The sequence below is a fragment of the Granulicella aggregans genome, assembly GCF_025685565.1.
GTDB classification, from domain to species: Bacteria; Acidobacteriota; Terriglobia; order Terriglobales; family Acidobacteriaceae; genus Edaphobacter; species Edaphobacter aggregans_B.
Genome location: NZ_JAGSYE010000002.1, coordinates 1,239,878 through 1,263,976, shown reverse-complemented (window position 1 = coordinate 1,263,976; position 24,099 = coordinate 1,239,878). Strand labels below are relative to the sequence as shown.

Here is a 24,099-nt window from a genome sequence, read left to right as displayed (position 1 = left end):
TGTTTGAAAATCACGAAAAGATCAGTCATGAATCGATTTTTCAGAGAAATCGCGCCGGCGGTCCTGGCGCTCAGCAGTTGCTGCGCGGGTGCCGGTGCAGCGGGTCAGGATGCTTCGCGGGCACCCCATGTGAATGCTCCGGAAGGCGTGATTCCACGAATGCCGGGCGACGGGGCGGGGGCCTTCGCTACGGGCCGGTACAGGAACCTCTTTGCCGAAGAGGGCAAGTCGCCGGAGGAGATCAGGGCGAAGATCGATGGGGCATTTCAACAGCTCTTTCATGGCGATGGCCAGTGGGAGCGGGTCTACTTCGAGACGGGAGCGAACGCGAATGGGCCGCTGGCTTATGTGACGGATTGGGCCAACAACGACGCGCGTACCGAGGGCATGAGCTACGGCATGATGATCGCCGTACAGATGGATAAGAAGCGCGAGTTCGACGCGCTGTGGAACTGGTCGAACACCTACATGCTGATCACCGATCCGAAGAATCCGAACGTGGGCTACTTTGCGTGGTCGATGTATACCGACGGAACTCCGAGGGCGACCGGGCCTGCTCCGGATGGCGAGGAGTACTACGCCATGGCGCTGCTGTTCGCGGCACGGCGGTGGGGCAATGGAAAGGGACTCTACGACTACCAGGCGCAGGCTGAGAAGATTCTGCGCGGGATGCGGCATCATCCGGTGCTGACTGGAACGGGACCGTTCCGGATTCATCCAGAAGACCCGCCGTTCGTGTATGACGAGTCCAAGTTCCATAGCCCGAATAAGACGGATAAGCTACGCGCCGAGGCAAAGCTGGCGGATGAGTTGAGAGCGCAGGGGAAGACGCCCCCGCCCCCGCCGCCCGCGCGTCCGAGCAACGCGGCATATACGGTGACCGCGGGGCCGATGCTTGAAGAGGAGCACTCGATGGTGCGGTTTGTGCCGGATGTGGGGCACGGGTTCACGGACGCGTCCTATCATCTGCCCGCGTTTTATGAGCTGTTTGCGCGTTGGGGGCCAAAAGAGGACCGCGAGTATTGGGCGAAGGCGGCGGACGTGAGCCGGGAGCTGTTCAAGAGGGTGACGGGGCCGAAAACGGGGCTGTCGCCGGAGCGGAACAACTTCGATATGACATCGATGCCGGACTGGAATGGCGGTGAGATGCCGTTCAGCTACGACTCCTGGCGAACGGTGAGCAACTGGTCCGTGGACTATAGCTGGTGGCGCAAGGATGCAGGCGAGGTAGTATTGAGCGACCGTATTCAGAGCTTCTTGGCCGGACAGGGGATCGGCACGTTTGCCGACCAGTACACGCTGGCAGGGAAGCCGCTTTCGACGCGGCACTCGACGGGCATGGTGGCGGCGACGACCGTCGGTGGACTGGCGGCCACGCGGGGAGCGAATGAGAAGGCGTTTGTGGAGGAGCTTTGGCGGACGCCGATTCCGGCGGGGGAGCAGAGATACTTCGACGGGATGCTTTACCTTATGAGTCTGCTGCACTGTAGTGGGGAGTTTCGGATTGTGGAGGGGCGGTAACTCTGGGGCAACAGGATCACGGCTTGGCGAGGTATTCACAGTCCGTTTGCATTGGGTACGTCATACTCGTGCGATGGCGAAGAGTGTCAAAGCGGTAAAGCAGGCGGCGAAGACCGTGAGGCAGAGCGCGGGGCTGCTGATGTATCGCAAGCGAGCTGGCGGGGTGGAGGTGTTTCTAGCGCACCCAGGCGGCCCGATCTGGGCGAAGCGGGACAAGGGCGCATGGACGATCCCCAAGGGCCGGTATGAAGTCGGGGAGACTCCTCTGGACGCGGCCCTGCGGGAGTTCAACGAAGAGACCGGTTTCGTGGCGAAGGGCCCGTTTGTCGAACTCGGCTCCGTGACGCAGAAGAGTGGCAAGGTGGTGACAGGATGGGCGTTCAAAGGCAACTGTGATCCCGCGAAGCTGACCAGCAATACCTGCGAGCTCGAGTGGCCGCCGCGGTCAGGAAAGATCATCGAGATTCCGGAGGTGGACCGGGGTGCGTGGTTCGGGCTTACGGCCGCGCGTGAATCGATCCGGCCGGAGCAGGTTCCCCTGGTGGATGCGCTGGAGGCACTGCTGCTGCGGGGAATCTGAACACAAGACGCGCGGGCAAAGGTGTTTGATTGCTATCTTGTTACCTATCGCTTTGGGCGGAGGTTGCAGGTTTGTATCAACCAGAGACTTATGGGGTGGCGCTGACCTTCATGGTCGCCACGATGCTTTGCTGGGGTTCGTGGGCGAATACGCTGAAGCTTTGCCCGGGATACAGATTCCAGTTGTTTTACTGGGACTATGTGGGCGGGCTACTGCTCGCAAGCGTGGCGTGGGGACTGACGCTGGGGAGCATCGGGTCGACGGGTAGTTCTTTTGTGAAGGATGTTGCGGGGTGTGGTGTCGATTCAATGCTGTGGGCGATGGCTGGCGGCGCGGTCTTCAACGTGGCCAACCTGCTGTTGGTGGCGGCGATCGATATTGCGGGGCTGGCGGTGGCGTTTCCGGTGGGCATTGGGCTGGCGTTGGTCATCGGCGCGGTGAGCAGCTATGTGATGTCGCCGAACGGGAATCCGTGGATGCTCTTTGTTGGCGTCGCTCTGGTGGTCGGAGCGATCGTCTGCGATGCGATTGCTTACCGGCTGCGTGAGGCGACGCGGGCGTCGCTGAGTACGCGTGGCGTGGTGATCAGCCTGATCAGCGGCGTGCTGATGGGGAGCTTCTTTCCTCTGGTGTCGAAGGCGATGTCTGGGGTGCGTGGGCCGGGGCCTTATGCGACGTGCTTCTTCTTCGCGATAGGCGTGGCGATCTGCGCGGTTCCGGTGAACTTGGTGCTAATGCGAAAGCCTCTGGATGGCAAGGTGCCGGTGGCGATGAAAGAGTTCTGGTCGGCGCGCGCGGGCTGGCATATGGCGGGTGTGCTGGGTGGCGGGATCTGGTGTACGGGCGCGGTTCTCAATTTTGTGGCTTCGAGGGCGCAGGTGGTGGGGCCGGCGGTATCGTACTCGATTGGGCAGGGCGCGACGATGGTTTCGGCCTGTTGGGGCGTTTTTGTGTGGCGGGAGTTTGCAGGGGCTCCGGCGAAGGCGAAGACCTACCTTGGGTGGATGTTTGTGCTGTTTGTGTGTGGGCTGGCGCTGGTAGCTTTGGCGCCGTTGTTTCATCGCGGATGAGGGGGATGGATGGAGCGGAAGTCGATCGTAGTGGTGGGCAGTATCAACATGGACCTGGTGACGACGGCGAAGCGAATTCCGTTGGCTGGGGAGACGATCTCCGGCGACGGATTTGCGACCCATCCGGGCGGCAAGGGTGCGAACCAAGCGGTGGCGGTGGGGCGGCTGGGCTATCCGGTCAAGATGATTGGGCGCGTGGGTGAGGACGCGTTTGCGACGGAGCTGCGAGCGAGTCTTGAAGGCGCGGGTGTCGATGCTTCCGGGGTGAAGAGCGTGGCGGGGAGCTCCGGTGTCGCAGCGATTGTGGTGGCGGCGAGTGGCGAAAACTGCATCGTGGTGGTTCCGGGAGCGAACGGGACTCTGCGGCCTGAGGATCTGGACGAGCATGTGGAGACGATCCGGTCGGCAGGGGCGGTGCTGGCGCAGTTGGAGATTCCGCTGGAGACGGTGGAGCGGCTGGGGGAGATCTGCCGGGATGCGGAGGTCGCGTTCATCCTTGATCCGGCACCGGCGCGGGAGCTGCCGGAGTCGTTGCTGAAGCTGGTGACGTGGTTTACGCCGAATGAGAGTGAGGCGGCGTTCTTTGCGGGTGCGGGCTCAGAGGACGCGGAGGCGGTGGCGCACAGGTTGATGAAGATGGGTGTGGGGAATGTCTTGCTGAAGCGTGGAGCGGAGGGTTTCGCGCTGATCGGAGCGGATGGGCGGTTGGAACTGTATCCGGCCTACCGGGTGAAGGCGGTGGATACGACTGCGGCGGGGGACGCGTTCAACGGGGCGTTTGCGATGGCGCTGGTTTCGGGCAAGACGCCGGCGGAGAGTGGGCGGTTTGCTGCTGCTGCAGCAGCGGTGTCGGTGACGCGGCGTGGTGCGCAGCCTTCCATGGCGACGCTCGAAGAGGTCAACGGATTGCTGGGTGGGCTTCCTAGGTAGGCGGTATGTGCGTGGAAGGTGCAATTCGGCAGATAATGCGCGATATCCACATTCTGTAGTGTTGCTATTTCATGAAAACGCTATATAGTCGATTTATTCCACGGTCTCTCAGCAGCGATGCTGAGGGTGAAAAGGGAATCCGGTGGGAATCCGGAACTGCCCCGCAGCGGTAAGCAGGTACGAAAGCCGACGATGACACTGGGTTGAGAGACCTGGGAAGTCCGGTGAGTAGGGATGAGCCTGCAGAGTCCGAAGACCTGCCTTGGAAACATTCGCTAGCGCCTCCGAGGGGAGGCGAGGTGGCAGAGTGTTCCTCGCTCGGAGTCTTCCGGCGTGGGCTCTGTTTCTTCGCAACACTTCGCAGGCCAAGGAGACTCCCCATGGCCGCATCTGTACTTCCAGAGATTGATTCCACCACCAGCCACATCCCTGTTTCGTCGATTCATACCGGCGTTGACTTCAAAGTGATCCGCCGCAGCGGAGCGCTCTCGGCGTTCGATGCGAGCAAGATCTCGGTTGCGATTACGAAGGCGTTCATCGCGGTGGAGGGGACGGGAGCGACGTCGTCGCGGCGGATCCACGACCTGGTGGAAGAGCTGACGATGCAGATCGTCGAGTCTTTGAGCGGGCGGACGGACCAGTCGCGGGCGCTGCATATTGAAGACATTCAGGACCAGGTGGAGCTGGCGCTGATGCGCTCGGGCGAGCACAAGGTGGCGCGGGCGTACGTGCTCTATCGCGCGGAGCGGGCACAGTTGCGGAAGGCTGCTGTGGCTGCACCTGTGGTGTCGGGGATCACGGTGCGCCATGCGGACGGGACGACTTCGCCGCTGGACGAGACGCGGTTACGACGCGAGGTGCGGATCGCTTGCGCGGGCCTCGATGGCGTCTCGGACGACGCGGTGATGGCGGAGGTGAAGCGAAACCTGTACGACGGCGTGCTGGAGCACGAGGTGGGGCTGGCGCAGACGCTGGCGGCACGGACGCTGATCGAGCAGGAGCCGAACTACGCGATTGTGAGCGCGCGGCTGCTGATCAACATTCTGCGCGAGGAGGCGCTGGCCTTCGTACTTCCAGGCGAAGTTCGACGGATGCGCGAGGCAGTAACGATCGACTACGCGACGTACTTCCCCGCATACCTGAACCGGGCGATCGAGCTGGAGCTGGTGGACAAGGAGCTGCGCACGTTTGATCTGGATAAGATTACGGCGGCACTGAAGCCGGAGCGCGATGGTAACTTCCAGTTGCTGGGTCTGCAGACGCTGTACGACCGCTACTTCCTGCACCACGATGGCGTTCGGTTCGAGCTGCCGCAAGCGTTCTTCATGCGCGTAGCGATGGGATTGGCGATAAGGGAGATCGATCGCGAGGCACGTGCGATTGAGTTCTATGACCTGATCTCGAAGTTCGACTTCATGTGCTCGACGCCGACGCTGTTCAACGCGGGAACGCTGCGGCCGCAGCTCTCGTCCTGCTTCCTGACGACGATCGATGACGACCTGGCCGGGATCTTCAAGGCGATCAAGGACAACGCGCTCCTATCGAAGTATGCGGGCGGACTGGGCAATGACTGGAGCGGTGTGCGTGGGCTGGGATCGCACATCAAGGGGACCAATGGGCAGTCGCAGGGAGTCGTACCGTTCCTGAAGGTGGCGAACGATACGGCGATTGCGGTGAACCAGGGCGGCAAGCGCAAGGGCGCTGTCTGCGGCTATCTCGAGACGTGGCACATCGATGTGGAAGAGTTCCTCGACCTGCGGAAGAACACGGGCGACGACCGCCGCCGCACGCATGACATGAACACGGCGAACTGGGTTCCGGACCTGTTCATGCAGCGGGTCGAGCTTGATGGAAGCTGGACGCTCTTCTCGCCGGACGAGGTGCCCGATCTGCATGACCTGTATGGCCGTGCGTTCGCGGATAAGTATGTCGAGTACGAGGCGAAGGCGGCGCGGGGTGAGATGCGGGTGAGCCGCACAGTGCGCGCGGTCGAGCTGTGGCGGCGGATGCTGACCATGATCTTCGAGACAGGGCATCCGTGGATCACGTTCAAGGACCCGTGCAATCTGCGGTCGCCGCAGCAGCACGCGGGCGTGGTGCACTCTTCGAACCTTTGCACGGAGATCACGCTGAATACCTCTTCGCGTGAGATTGCGGTGTGCAACCTGGGTTCGGTGAATCTGGCGAACCACATGACGGACACCGGCCTCGACCACGAGCATGTTGCGCGGACGGTGAAGACGGCGATGCGGATGCTCGACAACGTCATCGACATCAACTTCTACACAGTGCCGGAGGCGCGGGCTTCGAACCTGCGGCATCGGCCGGTGGGTCTGGGAGTGATGGGCCACCAGGACGCCCTGTACAAGCTGCGGATTCCGTTTGCTTCGAAGGAGGCGGTGCGGTTCGCGGACGAGTCAATGGAGCGGGTGAGCTACGAGGCGATCTCGGCTTCCGTGGACCTGGCGGCGGAGCGTGGGAGGTATCCGAGCTTCGAGGGATCGCTTTGGAGCAAGGGGATTCTGCCGATCGACTCGATTGCGATCCTGGAGGCGAACCGCGATGAGACGGTGAATGTAGACCGGACGACGCGGCTTGACTGGGATGGACTGCGCGAGCGGGTAAAGACGATTGGGATGCGGAACTCGAACACGCTGGCGATTGCACCCACGGCGACGATCTCGAACATCTGCGGCGTGACGCAGTCGATTGAGCCGACCTATCAGAACCTGTTTGTGAAATCGAACATGAGCGGCGACTTCACGGTGGTGAATGCGTGGCTGGTAAATGACCTGAAGCGTCTGGAGCTGTGGGATGAGGTGATGATCTCCGACCTGAAGTACTTCGACGGCAGCGTGGGGGCCATCGATCGCGTGCCGGACGAGATGAAGCGGCTGTATGCGACTTCTTTCGAAGTAGACGCTACGTGGCTGATCCAAGCGGCGGCTTGCCGTCAGAAGTGGATCGATCAGGCGCAGTCGCTGAATTTGTACATCGATCAGCCGAGCGGGAAGAAGCTGGATGGGCTGTATCGCGAGGCCTGGCATGCGGGGTTGAAGACTACGTACTATCTGCGGTCGCGGTCGGCTACGCATGTGGAGAAGTCGACGGTGCGGAAGACGGATGGGAAGCTGAATGCCGTTGCGGTGTCGGCTCCACTGCCGGCATCAGTGCCGCAAGGAGCGGTCTGCGACATGAGCGATCCGGGTTGCGAGGCTTGCCAGTAGGAGTTGTGGCGGACCCACTCATCGCGAGAGACAACGGCGCGATGGATGGGGCACAGATTTGTGAGCGACAGAGGCGAATTGCGGGGGGCTCCACTGCGCTCGCTCCGGTCAAGATGACGGTTTTGTTGGGTTAGGAATTCTGGGATTGGGGAGGGGTCGATGAGTCTTAGTTGGGATGATGTTGAGGTAGCGGTTGAGCCGAAGCAGGCGCAGGTCTCCGTGGTCACGGTGATGCATGCAGTTGAGGACGCGCGAGTTTCCGATGTAGCCGAGACACCGCCTGAGGCCGAAGTGGTAATCGATATGCATGGGGCGCGGGTGCGGGTGGATCAGAAGGCGATGATCAATTGCCGCGCCGATGTGAATCAGTTGCTGCCCCTGAAGTATCGCTGGGCGTGGGAGAAGTACCTTTCGGGCTGCAATAACCACTGGATGCCGACCGAGGTCTCCATGCAGGCGGACATCGGGGTGTGGAAGAGCGCGAATGGTCTGACGGAAGATGAGCGGCGAGCGATCAAGCGCAACCTCGGCTTCTTCGCAGCCTCGGAGTCGTTAGTGGCGAACAACATTGTGCTGGCGATCTACCGCCACCTGACCAACCCGGAGTGTCGGCAGTATCTGCTGCGGCAGGCGTTTGAAGAGGCGGTGCATACGCACACCTTTCAGTACATCGTGGAGAGCCTTGGCCTGAACGAGGGCGAGTTGTTCAATATGTATCGTGAGGTGCCTTCGATCACGCGCAAGGCGGAGTGGGCGATCCGGTACACGCAGCATCTCTCGGATCCGGCGTTTGAGACGGGGACAAAGGAGAACGATCGCGCGTTTCTGAGGGATCTGATTGCGTTCTACGTGGTGTTCGAAGGCATGTGGTTCTACACCGGCTTCGCGCAGATTCTCTCGCTGGGACGGCGGAACAAGATGATCGGGATCGCGGAGCAGTATCAGTACATCCTGCGCGACGAGAGCATTCACTTGAACTTCGGGATCGACGTGATCAATCAGATCAAGGCGGAGAATCCAGGGCTTTGGAGCGAAGAGTTTCAAGAGGAAGTACGCGGGATGCTGCGTACCGCGGCGGAGCTCGAAGCGGCGTATGGGCGGGACACGATGCCGAATGGGTTTCTTGGGTTGAGTGCTGCGGCCTGCGAGCAGTACATGCACTTCATCGCAAACCGGCGGTGCGCGCAGATCGGGCTGGGGCCGGTGTTTGCGGAGGTGGAGAATCCGTTCCCGTGGATGAGCGAGGCGATCGACCTGAAGAAGGAGAAGAACTTCTTTGAGACGCGCGTGATTGAGTATCAGACGGGTGGGTCGTTGGGGTGGGAGTAGGTACCTCAGGGGCTAAAGCCCCTTGCATGTGGGGAGGCTTTTGGCACGGCTGAAGGCATGCCCTTAAGCAAGAAGAGAGACGAAGGGGCAAGAACAAGGGCAAAGGCGAAATGCGGGGGGCTCTCCACTACGCGGCGGACGATGATGCCGCTCGCCGCTTCGGTCGAGATGACGCTTGACTGGTGAAAGACGGCCCGGGTCATGGGACGCCATAGACGTCAACACCTCCGTTGTAGTTCGGCAGATAGACCTGGCCGTCCCAAACGATGGGAGGCATGAACTTGTTGAAGAGGTACGGGATCGCCCAGCGCTGCGAGTCCCAGACAACTTTCAGGTTCTTGTTACCGTTCGCGGGGTTGGTGATGAGGTTCTCAGGGTCGTAGGCGATGAGGCGGCCGTTGGTGATGGTAGCGTTGCCGTCACCGTAGGGCAGCGAGCACCAGAGGACGGAACTTCCCGACGCCCAGTTATTCGTTGACATCGAGCAGAAGGATCCGGGCATGCCACCAGGCGGGTTGACGGACTCGATCGAGGCGACCTCGAAGCTCTCGGCCTCGTAGGTTAGTGCACCCGACGGGTCCATCTTCCACATGTGGATGGTGCTGTTCTCGCCCGCGACGAAGACATGCACGGTACCGTCCGGGGACTTGTACTTGACCGGTGTGGAGTGCATGTGGCGGGTCTTGCCCCAGGGCATGAAGTTGAGAACGGTGGTGTCGGTGGGGCAGGCATCGACGGGACCGGGGGAGGCGGTGAGCCAGACTGGAAGGGTGGCGAGTTTGCCGCAGTTGATCTTGACGCGGTCGGGGGCAAAGTCCGCTGGTTGGGTGTTGCCCATGTTATCGGTCTTGACCACGTAGCCGATGCCGTCTTTGCCCGAGCAGAGCAGCTTGCCGAACTCCTCGATCAGAATGCAGCCGCCGCTGCCAAGGTCCTCGTCGTTCCAGGCGGCGTCTTTGGTGTCGGCAGGGTAGATAAGGGTGACCATGGCGCGCGTGTTTACGTCCTGCGTGACTTTGGCGGTTGCGCCCACCATGCTGATCGCCATGGCGCTGCCCACGGGCGTCATGTCGGCGGTCGGTTGCGAGACGCCCGCGACCTTCATGGCGGGCATAGGAGACGCCGTGTCCGACACGGTCGGGTTCATGCCGATGCGGCCCTGGTCGGAGTAAGGAGAAAACCAGGTGACCACCTTGAGCGAGTTGGCGATGCCCGCGCCCGGGGTGTAGCTGACCTTGAAGATCGACTCTCCAAAGTCAGTGACTGCGTCGAACGATCCGTTCCCGGTGACGCCGTAGAGATTGCCTGCGGAATCCGCGGCGAGGCCCTGGCCGCCCATCCAGATTCCAGCTCCCCGGCCCTGGGACATCGGGAGAAAGCCGGTGATCGTGTGGCTGGCCACGTCGTACGCAATGATGGCCCCTGCCGCTGCGGGGCCGGTCTCCCGGACGGTTCCGTAGGCGAAGAAGATGGTCTTCTTCCCGGCGACGTTGGTCATCACCATGGAAGACCTCTGCTTGCGCATGGTGTCGCCGTATCCCTGGGCTCCGTTTTTCAGGCCGGCGAGAGAGACGGGTGAGCCAACGATGGCTCCGGTGGCGACGTTGATCGCGAAGATGCTGTGGACGCCGTTCAGGGGAGTGCTGTCCGGGGAGATCCAGGCCACCATATAAGCGATCTGGGTGTCCGGGTCGATGACGCCGGTGGAGAGTATCCCCCAGCGGTCGTTGATCGCGTGGCAGTCGATGGTAGGGAAGTCACCGACGCAGCCGTCAGGCTTCGTCTTGCGCGGGCCGGTTGGCAGCGATCCGAGGATAGGAGTTCCAAGCGGGGCGGTCTGCCAGAGGCCGGCACCGGTGTGCGCGTCCACGCCGCGGACGACGTTGGCCATGGAGGGAAGAACCATGACGTCGTGAGTGGAGCCGTCGGGGAGCTTGACTGCTGGAAGGATCAGGGGCTGGGCTTCCATGCCGCGGGCATCGCCGATGACCGGGATGGTGGTCTTGCGAACAAGACCTTTGGTGAGCAGGACGTTCGGGGTGAGGATGGTCTCCTGAGTGTTTGCGCCGGCGCGGTCGTTGGTGAAGGCGCGGGTGGTGACGGCTGGAAGTGTCTGGGCAAGTGTCTGGGCAAGTGTCTGGGCAAATGTCTGGGCGAGCGCGGGGAGCGTGAGCAGGAGAGCCGCAGCTGCGAGACGTGGGAGAACGATCACGAAGCACCTCTTGGAAGTGGTCTGGGTATCGGGCCCTGGTCTTGCGGTGTTTGCTGAAGGGCAGAACGAAAAAGATGCCGTTACGACTTGGGAGAGCCAGATCGATTGTGGGTCTGGAAAGCGCTTCTCATGGTGCCTGGTCGAGAGAGAGCGTTTCAACTTGTGGATTTGGGGACGGCGAAATGCGCTGCGCGGTATCGGGGAAAGAATAGCTGGTGTGGTGCGGAGGTCAAGAGAAATTTGGGAGGTGTGGTGTGAGACCGGGAGACCATGGTCGCAGGTGAGGACGACACAAGATGGAGGGCTGTGTATTCTGCGGGGATGGGTGAAAAGTCGAAGGATTCGACAGGCGGGCTGGTTCGTGGGCTGGCGGTGATTGGGGCTGGGGCGGTGGCGCTTTATGGGGCGAAGGTGCTGCTCAATCTATTTGGGCCGCAGCCGAGGTTTGCGATCAACGAAGATCTCGGGGTGCCGCTGGACTCGGAGGAGTTCATTCAATTTTTGAGCTTGGTAACGGACGGGACGCGGCGACGGTCGAGGTTGAAACGCCTGAAGAATGGAATTGAGTTTTATCCCGCGTATCTTCAGGCGATCGGTAAGGCGCGAAAGTCGATCAATCTCGAGTTTTATGAGTTTCTTGAAGGCAGGGTGAGTTTAAAGGTCTTGGCCGCGTTGACGGAACGGGCACGAGCTGGAGTCGAAGTGAGGGTGATCGTCGATGCGATCGGAAGCATGGGGACGAGCGACAGCTACTTCGACGAGTTGCGAAGAGCGGGCGGCCAGATGTGCTGGTATCACCCGCTGCGCTGGGACACCTGGCAGGAGTTGAACCAGAGGACGCACCGCAAGCTGCTGATCATCGATGGCGAGACAGGATTTATGGGCGGCGCGGGCGTCGCCGACGAGTGGATTGAGCCGGTAAGCGGAAGGCCGGTCTGGCGGGACACGGTCTTCCGCGTGGAGGGCGAGGCGGTTGCAGGGATGATCTCGACGTTCAGCGAAAACTGGCTGGAAGCGTCTGGCGAGATACTTTCCGGGCCGAAGCAGTTCGGGTTCAAGGCGATGCCGGAGGGTTCGGAGAGCTTCGTGGTGGCCAGTACGCCCCGCGGCGGCGGCACGCAGGCGAGGATACTATTCCAGGCGCTAATCAAGAGCGCGCGAAGGACGATTCGGATTACAACGCCGTATTTTCTTCCTGACAAGGCGGCGCGCGAGGCGCTGATCGAAGCGGTCGAGAACCGCGGGGTGAGCGTGCAGATTCTGACAGCTGGGTCTCATATCGACCACAAGTTCGTCAGGACGCTGAGCCGGCGGAGCAGCCGGCATCTGCTGATGGCCGGGGCGGAGATCTTCGAGTATCAGCCGGCGATGATCCACGCCAAGCTGCTGACGGTGGATGGAATGTGGTGCGTGATTGGATCGACGAACTTCGATCACCGGTCGTTTGCGCTGAATGACGAGGTGAACCTGGCGGTGCTGGATCGCGAGTTGGCCGCGACGATCGAAGGCGATTTTGCGGAAGATCTGAAGCAGAGCGAGCCGCTGACGCTGGCGATGATGCGGGAGCGGACTCCGCTCGGAAAGCTCGAGGATCTATTGGGAGAGGCGTTGGAGAGCCAGAGCTGAAGGCCGATTGTGTGTACCTGCCTCGCATCTTCCGTCATCCTGAGCGGAGTTCGTCGCGCTCTTGCGACGAACGCAGTCGAAGGACCCCGACGATGTTCGTGCCTGCCTGAGGTTCTCGAACCTTTTGGCCGGGGGATTCGAGGTGCGCTGGCTGAGGGATTCAAGCGGCGTGGGTGATGTGAGCCGTATCGGGGTCCTTCGGCTACGGCGAGTGCGGTGATACTGCACGCGCCTTCGCTCAGGATGACGGTTTCCGGGGGTTGGGTCCTTAAGGATGGGAGAGAACCCATGTCTCAGAATCGAGACGTGGGGCACCCGATTTAGTGGGGGTAGTCGACTCTGAGGGTCTTGATTTCGAACGGGCCTACGGGCAGGGTGGCGGTGTTGTTGGCCACAGAGATCGGGTTGCCGATGGGCTGCTCCATGAGGTTGACCTCTGTGGCGGAGGTTGCGCCGGGGGGCAGCATGAACTTCGCGCTGGAGGACTTGCCGGACCAGTCGTAGACGCGGAGGATAAGGGCGTTGGTGTCCTCGGACTTCTTGATGGCGGTGAGGATGACGTTGTCGTCTTCGACGGAGACGAAGGAGTGCGAGGCTGCTAGCGAGCCCATGTGGGCTTCGACTGCGGAGGCTTGCAGCGGGTAGTTGAGCTCGTAGCCCTTGCGCTCCGTCATGGCCTGCTGCCAGGTCCCGGCGTGTGGGTAGAGCGCGTAGCGGAAGTGCTGGATGCCACGGTCGGCTTCGGGGTCGGGCCAGGTGGGCGAGCGGAGAAGCGACAGGCGAAGAACGTTGCCGATGGCGTCGTAGCCGTACTTCTCTTCGTTGAGGAGCGAGAAGCCGTTGTGAGCGTCACCGAGGTCGGCCCAGCGGAGGGCGGGCACTTCGAACTTCGCGGACTCCCACGAATTATTCCGCGTGGTTGGCCGCTGGATGGTGCCGTAGGGAATCTCAAACGTGGCCATGGGGCCGGATGCGGCGAGCGGGAAAGCGGCCTTCAGCAAGATGTGGGTTTCGTGCCAGTCGACGGTGTTGTCGATGACGACGGTGTCGGCGTTGGCGGCCAGCGAGATGTCCTGGATGAAGTGGGAGCTCTGCCAGGTGCGTTCGATGCGGATGGTTGACCGAACCGGGCCATTCTCGATGAGCTTGATAGAGTCGACCTTGTCGATCGGCATCGGGTGATCGAGCGTGCCGTAGTCGATGTTCCAGGCGTCGTAGTCCTTGGGGGTGTCCTTGAAGGCCTGGAGCTGGTTGCCGCAGGACTTCGGGGCAATGGCGTCGAAGTTGGACTTTTTGTTGACGAGGCTGGTGATGCAGCCGGTGGTGGGGTCGATGGTGAGGCGAAGGTTGCCGTTTTCGAGCTTGGTGGAAGTTGCGGCGTAGCCTACGCCAGCGAGGTGCTCCGCAGAGGTCACGTGGAGCACCTGGTAGCCCATGCTGGGCGTCTTATTGGTCAGGACTTCGAGGGTGAAGCGGTTGGTCTGAGGGTCGGCGGCGATGATCTGCGAGGGCAGGACGTTGCCGTTGGCATCGCGGACGGAGGGTTCGCCGTCGGGCTTCGGGAGTTCGACTTCGACGCGGACGAGGCCATCGCGGGGCCACGCGAGTGGGTTGGTGACGAGCACAGGGATGCCGGGTTCTTCGCCGGTGTCGATTCTCGCGGCGATGGATTTGAGTGCGTGAGAGGCAGCCTCAGCATCTTCGAGGCGGACCATGTCGAACTCTTTCTGAGCATCTTTGTAGATGATGCCGATGCCGGAACCGGCGGCCAGGTCGTGGAAGCCGTTGAAGGCGATCTTTTTCCAGGCATCGGTGAACTGGGCGTTGGGGTAGGTGTCGCCGTAGAGCCAGGCGATGGACGAGAGTTTTTCGGCGTTGAGGGTGTTCTCTTCGGCCTCGCGCATGTTGCGCTTGTGCTGTGCCTGGGTGGTCTGGACGCCGCGATGGTACTCGAAGTACATCTCGTCCTTCCAGGTTGGAATGACCATCTTGCCAGACTCGGGCGTGGGGAACTTGTAGCCCTTGGCGATGGACTGGTAGTTCCAGGTCTGGGAGTCAGGGGCGATGGTCTGTTCGGCGGCGGTGAAGAAGGTCTGGGCCAGGCCGAAGTGCATCTGCGGCGTCACGGCGTTGTCCGCGTGGGCCCAGTGCTCGCCCTCGTCGAGGATGGTGCGGGTGGGGCCGCCGCCGTGATCGCCGATGCCGTAGAGGTCCATCATGGTGGACATACCCGGGGCGCGCTGGCGCGAGACGGCGAGATCGCCGGAGAGACGGACAGGGTCGAGGTTGCCGTTGGCGTAGTCGTGGGGGAAGTAGCTGAGGACCTTGCTGCCGTCGGGGGACTGCCACCAGAAGAGCTTGAAGGGAAGCTGGTTCGTGTCGTTCCAGGTCATCTTCTGGGTGACGAAGTAATCGACTCCAGAGCGTTTGTAGATCTGCGGGAGCTGCCAGTTGTAGCCGAAGGAGTCGGGGTTCCAGCCAATGCGGACGTCGACGCCGTAGTGCTGCTTGAACCAGCGCTTCCCCAGGAGAAGTGACCGGACCTGCGATTCGCCGTCGGGAAGATTGAGGTCGGGCTCGACCCACATACCGCCGACGACCTCCCAGCGGCCTTCCTTGATGCGCTGCTTGATCTCTGCATCCATGGCCGGATACTTGTCGGCCATCCACTCGTTGTACTGCGCGGCGGACTGGGTGTAGGTGTAGTCGGGGTACTCGTTCATCAACTGCAGGGCGGTGGAGAAGGTGCGGCGGACGACGTCGATGGTCTCGGACTCGGGCCATAGCCACGCAGCGTCGATGTGTGAGTTGCCGGTCATGTGGATCGTGTCTTTTTGCAGGATGGGGCGCAGCGGTTCGAGGAGCGAGAGGGACTTGGTGAGGGAGGCGTCGAAGGCGGCTTGATCGGATTTGTCGAGAGCGGAGAGATCGACGGCCTTGATGGCGGCGGTGAGGGTGGCGAGGTCTTTGGGGTCGGCGGCACCATGGTGGTCTCCCACCCATGGAAGGAGCTTCTGGGAGACTTCGAACTGGGTGCGGAGGTCGAGAGGATTCGGACGGCCGGGGGCCATGTCGATGTGCATTATGACGCCGTTGAAGGTCTTGTCGTCATTGGTGTGGAGGAGCTTGACGGCCACCAGGACGGAATCGCCGGGCTTCGCATTCTCAAACAAGACCGTCTGTTCGAGGTCTTCGCCGAGGGCGACGCGGCGACCGTCGAAGTAGAGGATCTCCGGCATGGGGCCGTTCGCGCCGACGTCGAAGCGAATCCAGATCCGAGTGCCGGTAAGGTCGTAGCCGTTGAGCGTCTTGGGCACGGTGAGGCGGGCGCGGTACCAGACGGCCTCGTGGTCGGTCGTGTTGCGCGTCGTCTTGGCGACGGGCCATGCGGAGTCGTCGAGCTTCGGATCTTCGCCGTGGGCGATGTCGGCGGGGTGGAAGCGCCAGTCGACGGCGGGAAAGCTGCCGAGAGAGCCGAGGCGGTCGAGGGTCGCGGTCGATGCGGGGTCGAGGGTGGCCTGGGGCGCGGGAGGCTGCTGGCCGAACTGGGCGGTCGCGAGCGTGGGGAGGAGGCAGAAGACCGAGAGAACTGAGGCGAGGAGCGGGACGCGCATAGACCACCTTGAGCAAGATTGGCGACCGGAACAAGCGTTTGACCGACCGGTTTTGAAGATAACATTTTGCGGGGTGGCGAGGCGTGCGGGGTGGGCTTTCACGCGGGATGTGGGGAGGGGTCCTATGATGGGTGAGCGATTAGGCCCGTAACTGGAGACGCTTCACGGGACGACATGGACGGAGAGCAGGTTGACGGTGTGGCAGAGAACTGAATGGGTGTTGCTGTGTGGGGTATTGCTGGCGGGGCGCTTAATCGCTCAGACGGAGCCGGCGCCTGCAGCTGACACGGCGGCTTCGCGGACGGGCAGTCTGTTTGAGCGCTGGGAACGGTTTTACGCGGAGGATTGGAAGGGGACGGCGGCTTCGGGGCCGCCTGCCCCACGACGGGGATTGCCTTCGCCCTTGAGCTCGCCGCCGTTTCCGAACGTGGACTGGTCCTATGGCGGGTCACCACAGATTGGCGAGATGGACACGAACGGGTATCCGTTGATGACCGCGATCAACGGGGCAAAGAGCCGGACGAAGCTCTATGGGTGGGTTGAGCCATCGTTCAATCTGAGCACATCGCGTGACCGGAACTATCCGCAAACCAACGACATCTACTCAAACCGGGTGGAGTTAGACCAGTTCGTGGTGTACGTGGAGCGGCTTCCGGACACGGTGCAGCGGGAGCATATCGACTGGGGATTTCACCTGACTTCGTTCTTCGGGACGGACTATCGGTCGACGACGGACAAAGGCTACCTGAGCAGTCAACTGATCGACCATGACCGCCAGTACGGCTTCGATCCGGTGCTGGAGTATCTGGACGTGTACTTCCCGCACGTGGCGAAGGGGATGAATGTGCGGGTAGGGCGGTGGATCTCGATCCCTGGAATCGAGGCCCAACTGACCCCGAACAACTATGACTTCAGCCACTCGCTGCTGTACTCGATTGACCCTTTCACCGACACGGGAGTGCTGGCGACGATCCAGTTGAACGACCAGTGGCTGGTGCAGGCGGGGCTTACAGGCAGCCACGACGTGGCGTTATGGACGCCCGATGCGAAGCCGTCGTTTACGGGGTGCGTGAACTATACGACCAAGAGTGTGAATGACAACTTCTACGTGTGCGCGAACGGGATCAACGATGGAGAGTATGCCTTCAACAACGTGCAGATGTACGACGGCACCTGGTATCACAAGGTCGGAAAGAACTGGCACTTTGCGACTGAGGCGTATGCGATGTATCAGCGAGACGTGCCAAGCGTGACGGGGCCGATCGCTCCCGAAAAAGGCACAAATGGAGCGGCCTGCAGGCTGGGCGAGGTGAAGTGTTTTGCGCCTGAGTGGGCGATGGTGAACTACGCGAACCGGCAACTTTCGGCGCATGACTTCTTCTCGTTTCGCAGCGACTTCCTGAATGACAAGAAGGGGCAGCGGACAGGGACGGCGACGAAGTACAGCGAGGGCACTCTGATGCTGAGCCACTGGGTGGGGTCGACGATTCAGATACGGCCGGAGGTGCGGTTCGACCATGCGTGGGATCGGCCGGGATATGACAAAGGCACAAGGACAAACCAGTTCACGTTTGCTTCGGATGTGATTGTTCACTTTTGACGGGGCGGTCACGCTTTGTAGGAGTTGCCGAGTTGCTTGACCAAGGCCCTCTTGAGCGCGCCCTTTGCCAGGCAGGAGATGATCACTGGGCCAGGCGAGAGGAAGGTTCGGAGCGCCCAGGGTGCGGGAGCGATGAGCTTCGCGATGACGGCGCGGAAACGCCTGAAGATGAGGTCGACGATGATGTCGAGCTTGGCCTCGCGCATCTGGAAGCGCGGCACTTCGGGGATGGGTTCGCGGAGATGCGGAGAGCAGATGGGGACGATGGGCAGCCAGGGTTTGCCGGGTGAGACGGGAGGCTTGGAGGCATCCGGCGGCGTAGGGTTGGGGCGGCCGTAGCGGGCGATGAGTGCGGCCAGGGCGGCGGCATCCGAAGGAAGCGATGGGGCAATGATGACGTTGTCCTGGGGCAGGAGGAAGTGGTCCATGAGGAACTTCTGACAGTTGCGGCGACCGAGGGCAAAATCGTGGGCGCGGAAGCCGCGCTCGAAGAAGCCTCCGAAGGCGCTGAGGGCAGCGCACTGCAATGCGGGTGGGGTCTTGGATGGGTCGGCCAGGTGTTTCCTGCGGAGGTCGTCGTCGGAGGGGGCGATGATGAAGTTGCTGAAGCTGGCTCCGCCGAGGAGCTTGCTGAGCGACTGGCCGAAGAAGCGCGACTGCGAGATGAGAGCTCCGAAGAGCGCGGGCAGGGCGCGGACGACGGCGGATTGCTTGTCAGGGTCGTAGACGGAGTCGTAGACCTGTGTGGTGGGGAAGGGAGCGACGCTGAGGACGGCGCGGTCGGTCGCGACGGCGTCGCTGACGAGGTGTGTCGTTCCGGGCACGGGGCAGGAAGATGCGAGCAGGAAATCGTGGGCGTAGTTGAAGGGGTCGTTGTTGGTGACGCCGCCATCTACGTTCACGGTCTTGAAAGGATTGGGCATGGCGGGTGGAAAGTGCGGCGGCCCCGTCGGCGTCGTGGTGCTGTCGGCAGTGGCGACGGACTCCCAGCCGGGCGGGCAGTACTCGGCCTGGAATCGCGGAAGGACGCGAGGCTTGAGGAAGACCGGGAATGCGCCGGTGGCCATGGCGGCGGTCTGGAGGGTCTGCCAGGCGAGGGTTGGGGGATACGACATGGCGGCGGCGTTGACGTCGAGGATGCGGTCGGGCAGCGGTGGGGGCGGGTAGGTGGGGAAGGAGGCGGCGGATTCGAGTTGGAAGCGGATGCGGTCGCCGTAGAAGAAGGTGGACTCTTCGACCGAGCCGGGAGCGACGCTGACGATGGAGTAAGGAACGCCGCGGAGGTTAGTGAGCGAGAGGAAGATGTTGAGATTGGGCGAGACGTAGGGGCGGGGTTCGGGGAGTGGGTTCTTGCGGGTGAGCGCGTACTGAGCGATCTCTTCGATGATGGTGGAGTCGAGGAGAGATTCGACGGAAGTTTCGGGGTCGGCGAGGTCGTCGCTGCCAAGGAGAGGCTGGATGTCGATCTTGTTGACCCAGCTCTCGTAGAAGCGATTGGTGGTGCCGGTCTTGGAAGTGTCGGAGATGTGCTCGAATTCGTCCTGCAGGAGGATGGCGGAGATGGCAGCGCACATGCCGCCGGCGGAGGCACCGGTGAAGACTTCGATGGAGATGTCGTGGGCGGGCACGGTGGGGTCGACTTTTTTCTGGGCGTACCAGTCGTCGAGCACTTCGGTGAGGAAGTCAAGGACGCCTGCGGTGTAGGCTCCGGCGGAGACAGCTCCTGCCATGTTGATACCAAGTTTGAAGGGCGGCATCGCGAACAAGCTCCTGCCTGGCTGGGATAAAGTGACGCGGCCTTTATACACGACTGCCAGGCCGTGTCGATGAGCTATCGTGTCCGCGGATGCGGGATCGTTACGTGGCACCTATCAGGAGCGCGGTTTAGTCGATGTCGAAGCTGACGCCCTGGGCGAGGGGAAGGTCAGTGCCGAAGTTGATGGTGTTGGTGGCTCGGCGCATGTACTGCTTCCAGGCGTCGGAGCCGGACTCGCGGCCTCCGCCAGTCTCTTTTTCCCCACCAAAGGCTCCGCCGATCTCCGCGCCGGAGGTGCCGATGTTGACGTTGGCGATACCGCAGTCGGAGCCGCGTGCGGAGAGGAAGAATTCCGCTTCGCGGAGGTTCAAGGTAAAGATTGAGGACGAGAGACCCTGGGGAACATCGTTTTGGAGGGCGATGGCTTCGTCCAGGTCGCGGTACTTAAGCACGTAGAGGATGGGGGCGAAGGTCTCGTGCTTGACCGTATCGGTTTGGGTGGCGATTTCGACGAGGGCTGGGCGGACGTAGAAGGCTTCGGGCTGGTTCGTGATCGCGACGCGTTCGCCGCCGGTGATGGTCGCGCCGTCTTGCTTCGCGTTGGCGAGGGCTTGCTGCATGGCGTTGAAGGCGGCTTCGTCGATGAGAGGGCCGACGAGGGTGCCAGCGGTGCGGGGGTCGCCAATGACCACTGAGGAGTAGACGCGCTTGAGCTGCAGGATGAGAGTGTCGTAGACGGACTCGTGCACGATCAGTCTACGCAATGTCGTGCAGCGCTGGCCTGCCGTGCCCATGGCGGAGAAGGCGACGGCGCGGAGGGTCAGGTCGAGGTCGGCGGAGGGTGCAACGATGGCTGCGTTGTTGCCGCCTAGCTCGAGGATGGACTTGGCGAAGCGTGCGGCTAGTCTTGGGCCGACGGCTCGGCCCATGCGGGTTGAGCCGGTGGCGGAGACGAGCGGGACGAGCGGGGAGTCGACAAGGAGTTCGCCGATCTGCGCGTTGCCGATAAGGAGCGTGGATAGGCCTTCAGGAATAGAGTGGCCGGTTGCGGCTGCAAACTTGGCGGCGGCGCGGTCGAAGATGGCCTGCGTAGCGAGCGCGGTGAGCGGCGTCTTTTCGGAGGGCTTCCAGACCACGGAGTTACCGCAGACCAGCGCGAGTGCGGCGTTCCAGCTCCAGACGGCGACTGGGAAGTTGAAGGCAGAGATGACGCCGACGACGCCTAGCGGGTGCCAAGTCTCCATCATGCGGTGGTGGGCGCGCTCGGAGGGCAGCGTGAGGCCAGCGAGCTGCCGGGAGAGGCCAGCGGCGAAGGTGCAGATGTCGACCATCTCCTGGACCTCGCCGAAGCCTTCGGAGAGGAGCTTGCCGGACTCGATGGTCACCAGACGGCCGAGGGACGGGAGGGCTGCGCGGAGCTCCTCGCCGAGGATGCGGATGAGTTCGCCGCGACGCGGGGCGGGGACGTTGCGCCACTCTTTGGCAGCGGCGTGGGCCTGAACAATGGCGGTCGTCGCTGCGCCGCTCGAAATTTGCGGAAGATGGGCGAGGGTCTCGCCGGTGATAGGAGAGTGGGCCGGAAGGTCGCCATGGGTGTAGGCGGTAGTGGGCACGCCTAGCTCAGAGAGAAGCGCGTGGACTTGGGATGAGAGGGGCGTCGATTCGGTGGCGACCAGCAGCGTTTCAGCGAGTGCGGACATAGTGAACTTAGTTTATGCCTCATAGGTCTGTCATGACGGAACGCGGCTGGCAGATTCAAGATTCGAGTCTGCGCACAACTCGGTTGTGCAGCCGACATCTAACGTAAATGAATTGAGGAGAACGATCATGTCTAGCTGGAAGCCTCTTGCAGTTTTAACCGCGGCGTTACTCAGTGCTGGGTCTGTGGCTCCCGCGCAGATTTCAATCGGTATAGGAGTTGAGCCTGTTTGCCCGTACGGTTACTTCGACTATGCCCCGTACGATTGCGCCCCTTATGGTTACTACGGTCCGGACTGGTTTGTCGGCGGCAGGTTCTACGGAGCTGGGCCATGGTTCCATGGGCCGCACGGTTTCTATGGACACGTCGACAACCGCTACGACCCCCGCAATGGCTATCACGGACCTTTGCCGGAGCGTGGTGCGGGAGCTTTCAACCATTTCCATGCGAATGAAGCGAGGGACGGACAGGGACACGTCGGTCAGGCGGCACACGGGCCGGAAAACGAACACTCCGGCGGATTTGCTGGTGGCGGGCGTCCGGGCGGTGGTCACCCTGGCGGACATCGCTAGACCAGCTGACGCTGTTTGATGATTTGTAGAAAGCCCGCCGGAGTTCGGCGGGCTTTCTGTTCCAGCAACCAGCCAGAGCAACGGCCAATGGGGGGGCTCTCCACCATCTGACGGACGATGCTGCTGCATCTCTTATGGCACACGGCAAGCGATCAGGAGCGTTGGGCGATGGCGAGTGACGGCAGCTCTGTAGTTTCGGCGAGGTCTGCTGGCGGGTCGAACGACGGTGTTTCGCGATGGATAGGCAGTGTGAAGGAGAAGGTGCTGCCTTTGCCCAGTTCGCCTGTAATCCAGATCTTGCCACCCTGGCGTACGACGAGGTCGTGGGCGATGTGGAGGCCGAGGCCGAGGCCGTTGCGGCCGGCGCGGCTGGTGTCGGGCTGAGCATTTTGCGTTTCAGGACCGGGAACTTGGTAGAGATGTTCGAAGACGCGGGCGCGTTTTTCGGGGGGAATGCCGCGGCCGGTGTCGGAGACCTGGATGAGGAGAAGTCCGCCGTCCGTCTGCGATGCTTTGACGCCGATGAGGCCGCCCTCAGGGGTGAACTTGACGGCGTTATCGAGCAGGATGATGAGGATCTGAAGGAGACGGGTGGGATCAGCGAGAGCCAGTGGCAGTGACTTTTCGCAGTTCGATCGGAGCGCGATCTGCTTGCTGGTGGCGGGGCCGTGGATGGTGTGCAGGGCGTCGGTGACGGACTCGGCAACCTGGATCGGCTTGAGGTCGATGCTGAGCTTGCCCTCGTTGGCCTGGGTGACGGTGAGCAGGTCCTCGATCATGGACTGGAGCTGATCGACGTTCTTGAGGACGATCTGGAGATACTCCTGCTGCTGCGAGGTGGTGTTGCCGGCGAGGTCGTCGGCGATGATCGAGGTGAAGGAGTAGATCGAGGTCAGCGGGGAGCGGAGCTCGTGCGAGACGCGGGAGAGGAAGTCGTCCTTGAGCTTGAGCTCGACCTTGGCCATGCGGGTGGTCTCGTAGAAGAGACGGCGCTGCTCGGTGACATCGTGAAAGACCAGGACTGCGCCGAGTAGTTCACCCTGTTCGCCGCGGATAGGGGCGGCGGAGTCGTCGATGCCGAAGCGGGCGCCGTCGCGCGAAAGCAGGAGGGTGTCGGGGGCAAGCTTGCCGGCTGCGCCCGTAGCGATGCAGGTGAGGATGGGATTTTCGACGGGGCGGCGGGTGACGTAGTTGACGATGTTGAAGATGGAGGCGATGGGTTTGCCAAGGGCCTCTTCGCTGCTCCAGCCAGTCATGCGTTCCGCGACGGAGTTGAGCCAGACGACGTTGGCCTGGGCGTCGGTCGTGATGACTCCGTCGCCGATGGAGCGGAGCGTGACGCGGAGAAGCTCGTTCTGCTGGGCGAGCTCGGCGGTGAGGCGACGGGCCTCGGTCACGTCCCAGTGGCAACCGATCATGCGAAGGGGCTTGCCGTGTGCGTCGCTGGTGACCTGTCCGGCGGCGCGGAGATTGCGAATGCTGCCATCGGGCCACAGGATGCGGAACTCGGTGTCGTAGAGGCTGTGGCCATCGATGGCGTCCTGCATGGCGTTGAGGAAGCGGTGGCGATCTTCGGGGTGGACATGCTCTGTCCAGAAGTTGGGGTCCTGATCGAGAACGGTGTGTTCGATGCCGTGCAGGCGGTTCATCCAAGGATCGCAGCGGAGGACGTTGCGGACGAGGTCCCACTCAAAGATACCGATGCGTCCGCTATCGGTCGCGAGGGTGAGGCGTTCGTTGGCTTCGCTGAGGGCGAGCCGTTCGGCGACGCGGGCGGTGATGTCCTGGAAGGTTCCTACCAGGCGAACGGCTTTGCCCTCCTGCATCTCCGCGCCGCCGACGGTGCGGACCCAGACCTTCTGGCCATCGAATCGGTCGATGGAGAGTTCCAGGTCCCACCCTTTGCCGGTGCGGCAGGCGGTCTCGACGGCAGCGGCGATGATGGGGCGCGAAGGCTCATCGTAGAAGCTGAGGCCGGTTTCCAGTGTAGGCACGAAGTCGAGGGGAGCACCATGTAACTCGTAGGTGTGGAGAGACCAGACGACCTCGCCGGTAAGAAGATCGACCTCCCAACCGCCTATGCCCGCAATGCGACCGGTCTTATCGAGCAGAGCTTCGGTCTTGCAGGGGGGATGCGGCTGCGTAAGTTCAACCCAGGCGTGGTTTGAGGCGCGCTGCGCGCGCGTGAGCCTGTAGAGGAGCGCAGCCGCGGCGGGTACGGAGATCGTTGCACAGAGAAGAGTGAGGACATTGGTGTGGGGCGCACCGATGTATCCGAAGAGAAGGCAGGTTGCGGCAGCGCCGGTTGCAGCGGAAGCGAGTGCGTGCCAGGGCTTGAAGGAAGCAGACGAACTGGATGGCAT

At 62.1% G+C, this 24,099-nt stretch carries 14 protein-coding genes and 1 riboswitch; of the genes, 9 read left to right on the top strand and 5 right to left on the bottom strand.

The genetic code is table 11. The features are described from left to right. Window positions 1–27: 27 nt before the first annotated feature. The 6 genes from OHL18_RS14705 (at window position 28) to OHL18_RS14680 (ending at window position 8,657) form a co-directional block, all read left to right on the top strand. The gene (locus OHL18_RS14705) at window positions 28–1,521 is read left to right on the top strand and encodes a glycosyl hydrolase family 8 (protein ID WP_263375599.1); all 1,494 of its coding nucleotides are present in this window, start codon (window positions 28–30) and stop codon (window positions 1,519–1,521) included. 73 nt (window positions 1,522–1,594) lie between these two features. After that, window positions 1,595–2,101 carry an NUDIX domain-containing protein gene (locus OHL18_RS14700; protein ID WP_263375598.1) on the top strand — a complete coding sequence of 169 codons (507 nt, stop codon included), beginning with the start codon at window positions 1,595–1,597 and terminating at the stop codon, window positions 2,099–2,101. Window positions 2,102–2,172: 71 nt separating this feature from the next. Then, a complete protein-coding gene (locus tag OHL18_RS14695; protein ID WP_263375597.1) occupies window positions 2,173–3,171 on the top strand; it encodes a GRP family sugar transporter in 999 nt (332 codons plus the stop codon). Between the two features lie 9 nt (window positions 3,172–3,180). Next, complete coding sequence (gene rbsK / locus OHL18_RS14690) at window positions 3,181–4,101, top strand: ribokinase (protein ID WP_263375596.1); 921 nt, start codon at window positions 3,181–3,183, stop codon at window positions 4,099–4,101. A gap of 84 nt (window positions 4,102–4,185) precedes the next feature. Beyond that, window positions 4,186–4,380, top strand: a riboswitch (cobalamin riboswitch). A 101-nt stretch (window positions 4,381–4,481) separates the two neighbouring features. Further along, window positions 4,482–7,328 (top strand): ribonucleoside-diphosphate reductase subunit alpha, encoded by a 2,847-nt coding sequence (locus tag OHL18_RS14685; protein WP_263375595.1) that lies wholly within the window; start codon window positions 4,482–4,484, stop codon window positions 7,326–7,328. A gap of 159 nt (window positions 7,329–7,487) precedes the next feature. After that, entirely contained in the window at window positions 7,488–8,657 is a 1,170-nt protein-coding gene (locus OHL18_RS14680; RefSeq protein WP_263375594.1) for a ribonucleotide-diphosphate reductase subunit beta, read from the top strand. Between the two features lie 199 nt (window positions 8,658–8,856). Here OHL18_RS14680 and OHL18_RS14675 read toward each other — a convergent pair whose 3' ends face one another. Next, the gene (locus OHL18_RS14675) at window positions 8,857–10,869 is read right to left on the bottom strand and encodes a hypothetical protein (protein WP_263375593.1); all 2,013 of its coding nucleotides are present in this window, start codon (window positions 10,867–10,869) and stop codon (window positions 8,857–8,859) included. A gap of 270 nt (window positions 10,870–11,139) precedes the next feature. Here OHL18_RS14675 and OHL18_RS14670 point away from each other — a divergent pair, with 270 nt between their 5' ends. Further along, complete coding sequence (locus OHL18_RS14670; protein WP_263375592.1) at window positions 11,140–12,495, top strand: phospholipase D-like domain-containing protein; 1,356 nt, start codon at window positions 11,140–11,142, stop codon at window positions 12,493–12,495. Window positions 12,496–12,815: 320 nt separating this feature from the next. On the opposite strand, the gene OHL18_RS14665 is transcribed toward OHL18_RS14670, so the two are convergent. Next, window positions 12,816–16,109: an alpha-mannosidase gene (locus OHL18_RS14665; protein ID WP_263375591.1), complete on the bottom strand. Its 3,294-nt coding sequence runs from the start codon at window positions 16,107–16,109 to the stop codon at window positions 12,816–12,818. Between the two features lie 196 nt (window positions 16,110–16,305). Between OHL18_RS14665 and OHL18_RS14660 the strand changes: the two genes are divergently transcribed. Further along, window positions 16,306–17,709, top strand: coding sequence for a porin (locus OHL18_RS14660; RefSeq protein ID WP_263375590.1), 1,404 nt, complete (start codon window positions 16,306–16,308; stop codon window positions 17,707–17,709). Between the two features lie 8 nt (window positions 17,710–17,717). Here the strand turns inward: OHL18_RS14660 and OHL18_RS14655 are convergent, their stop codons facing one another. Both OHL18_RS14655 and amaB read right to left on the bottom strand, forming a co-directional pair. Next, window positions 17,718–19,466 carry a patatin-like phospholipase family protein gene (locus OHL18_RS14655; protein WP_263375589.1) on the bottom strand — a complete coding sequence of 583 codons (1,749 nt, stop codon included), beginning with the start codon at window positions 19,464–19,466 and terminating at the stop codon, window positions 17,718–17,720. 127 nt (window positions 19,467–19,593) lie between these two features. After that, complete coding sequence (gene amaB / locus OHL18_RS14650; protein WP_263375588.1) at window positions 19,594–21,165, bottom strand: L-piperidine-6-carboxylate dehydrogenase; 1,572 nt, start codon at window positions 21,163–21,165, stop codon at window positions 19,594–19,596. Window positions 21,166–21,292: 127 nt separating this feature from the next. Between amaB and OHL18_RS14645 the strand changes: the two genes are divergently transcribed. Continuing rightward, window positions 21,293–21,736, top strand: a complete 444-nt coding sequence (locus OHL18_RS14645; RefSeq protein ID WP_263375587.1) for a hypothetical protein — start codon at window positions 21,293–21,295, stop codon at window positions 21,734–21,736. A gap of 152 nt (window positions 21,737–21,888) precedes the next feature. On the opposite strand, the gene OHL18_RS14640 is transcribed toward OHL18_RS14645, so the two are convergent. Further along, window positions 21,889–24,099 (bottom strand): PAS domain-containing protein, encoded by a 2,211-nt coding sequence (locus OHL18_RS14640; protein WP_263375586.1) that lies wholly within the window; start codon window positions 24,097–24,099, stop codon window positions 21,889–21,891.

Bases quoted from the DNA above. Each gene is read 5' to 3' on its own strand.
- OHL18_RS14700 (WP_263375598.1), top strand. From the start codon at position 1,595: ATGGCGAAGAGTGTCAAAGCGGTAAAGCAGGCGGCGAAGACCGTGAGG.
- OHL18_RS14655 (WP_263375589.1), bottom strand. From the start codon at position 19,466: ATGCCGCCCTTCAAACTTGGTATCAACATGGCAGGAGCTGTCTCCGCC.
- OHL18_RS14685 (WP_263375595.1), top strand. From the start codon at position 4,482: ATGGCCGCATCTGTACTTCCAGAGATTGATTCCACCACCAGCCACATC.
- OHL18_RS14680 (WP_263375594.1), top strand. From the start codon at position 7,488: ATGAGTCTTAGTTGGGATGATGTTGAGGTAGCGGTTGAGCCGAAGCAG.
- amaB (WP_263375588.1), bottom strand. From the start codon at position 21,165: ATGTCCGCACTCGCTGAAACGCTGCTGGTCGCCACCGAATCGACGCCC.
- OHL18_RS14640 (WP_263375586.1), bottom strand. From the start codon at position 24,099: ATGCCATCCAGTTCGTCTGCTTCCTTCAAGCCCTGGCACGCACTCGCT.
- OHL18_RS14705 (WP_263375599.1), top strand. From the start codon at position 28: ATGAATCGATTTTTCAGAGAAATCGCGCCGGCGGTCCTGGCGCTCAGC.
- OHL18_RS14670 (WP_263375592.1), top strand. From the start codon at position 11,140: ATGGTCGCAGGTGAGGACGACACAAGATGGAGGGCTGTGTATTCTGCG.
- OHL18_RS14665 (WP_263375591.1), bottom strand. From the start codon at position 16,109: ATGCGCGTCCCGCTCCTCGCCTCAGTTCTCTCGGTCTTCTGCCTCCTC.
- OHL18_RS14645 (WP_263375587.1), top strand. From the start codon at position 21,293: ATGTCTAGCTGGAAGCCTCTTGCAGTTTTAACCGCGGCGTTACTCAGT.
- rbsK (WP_263375596.1), top strand. From the start codon at position 3,181: ATGGAGCGGAAGTCGATCGTAGTGGTGGGCAGTATCAACATGGACCTG.